This window comes from Intestinimonas sp. HCP28S3_D6 (assembly GCF_052065695.1).
Classification (GTDB): domain Bacteria; phylum Bacillota; class Clostridia; order Oscillospirales; family Oscillospiraceae; genus Intestinimonas.
The window spans coordinates 1-1,174 of record NZ_JBQHTM010000130.1; the positions used below are offsets into that span (position 1 = coordinate 1).

Annotated in this window: 1 pseudogene; it reads right to left on the reverse strand. The window is 45.5% G+C overall.

What is annotated here, in order from left to right:
- Positions 1 to 111: 111 nt before the first annotated feature.
- A pseudogene (locus ACTNBK_RS17055) lies at positions 112 to 885 on the reverse strand (IS256 family transposase); the annotation flags it as partial.
- Between the last annotated feature and the right edge of the window lie 289 nt (positions 886 to 1,174).

The window sequence follows — 1,174 nt, forward strand, 5'->3', positions numbered from 1 at the left end:
CTGTTATTTTTGTAGAAAAGGCGGCAGCAGCTTGCGCCGCTCCCGCCTTAAAATATTTTTGCTCTATTTTGCACCACAATTTAGCGTTTACACAAAATTTGGGATTGACCCGGGGAACACCGCTTCAATCGCTGCGGAAAACCCGGTCAAATTGTCCGTGCAGGCGATGAAAATATCCGCAACACCCCGGTTTCTCAAGTTATTGAGTACCGTTGCCCAGAATTTGGCGCTCTCATTTTCACCGACCCACATACCCAGAACGTCCTTCCTGCCGTCCAGATCGATACCAATGGCAATATAAACAGCCTTCTTGACGATCTGTCCTTCGCTGCGCACATGGTAGTGGATGGCATCCAGAAAAGCTACCGCGTAGACGCTTTCCAAAGGCCGCTGCTGCCATTCTTTTGCGATGGGTAGGATCTTATCTGTGATGCGGCTTACGGTCGTATCGGACACTTCTACGCCGTAGATATCCTGGATATGCGCTTCGATATCACTCGTGGTCATGCCCTTGGCGTACATGGACAGAATCTTTTCCTCAATGTCCTGACTGATGCTGGTTTGGTTTTTCTTCAGCACCTGAGGCTCAAATTCGCCTTTCCGATCACGAGGTACGGACACTTCCACATCGCCAAAGCTGGTCCGCAGTGTTTTGCTGCTGTGACCGTTGCGGCTGTTGTCCGTGTCCTTATTTTTGTAGTCATACTTGCTGTAGCCAAGTTCATCATCCAGCTCTGCCTCCAGGCCGTTTTCCATGAACTCGGCAATGGTTTCCTTGAACAGGCTCTGGATGTCCTCCATGCTGCCTATGTTCGCCATCTGCAGCAGTTCTCTGATTTTTTCCCGACGTGCGTTTTCTTCTGGGGTACGATTCTTTCTAGCCATTATAAAAATCCTCCAATGTGGTGCTCCTATTCTACACCACATCGGAGGTTTACACAAAGTTTGGGATGGTCTCTAAAAAATAGGAGGGAAACCCCCTCCTATTTTAGCTTTTTTATTAAACATATTTTTATTAATTATATCTTTTAATTAGCTTATTATTAAACAATTTTTATATTTTTTGATAATGTACAATAAATTGCGCAAATTGGAAAGAGCATAAAAGAAGACATAGCTTGCAGGCTCTGGTAGAATGAAGTCACGACACACCATTCTGAAAGGAGACAGCAAA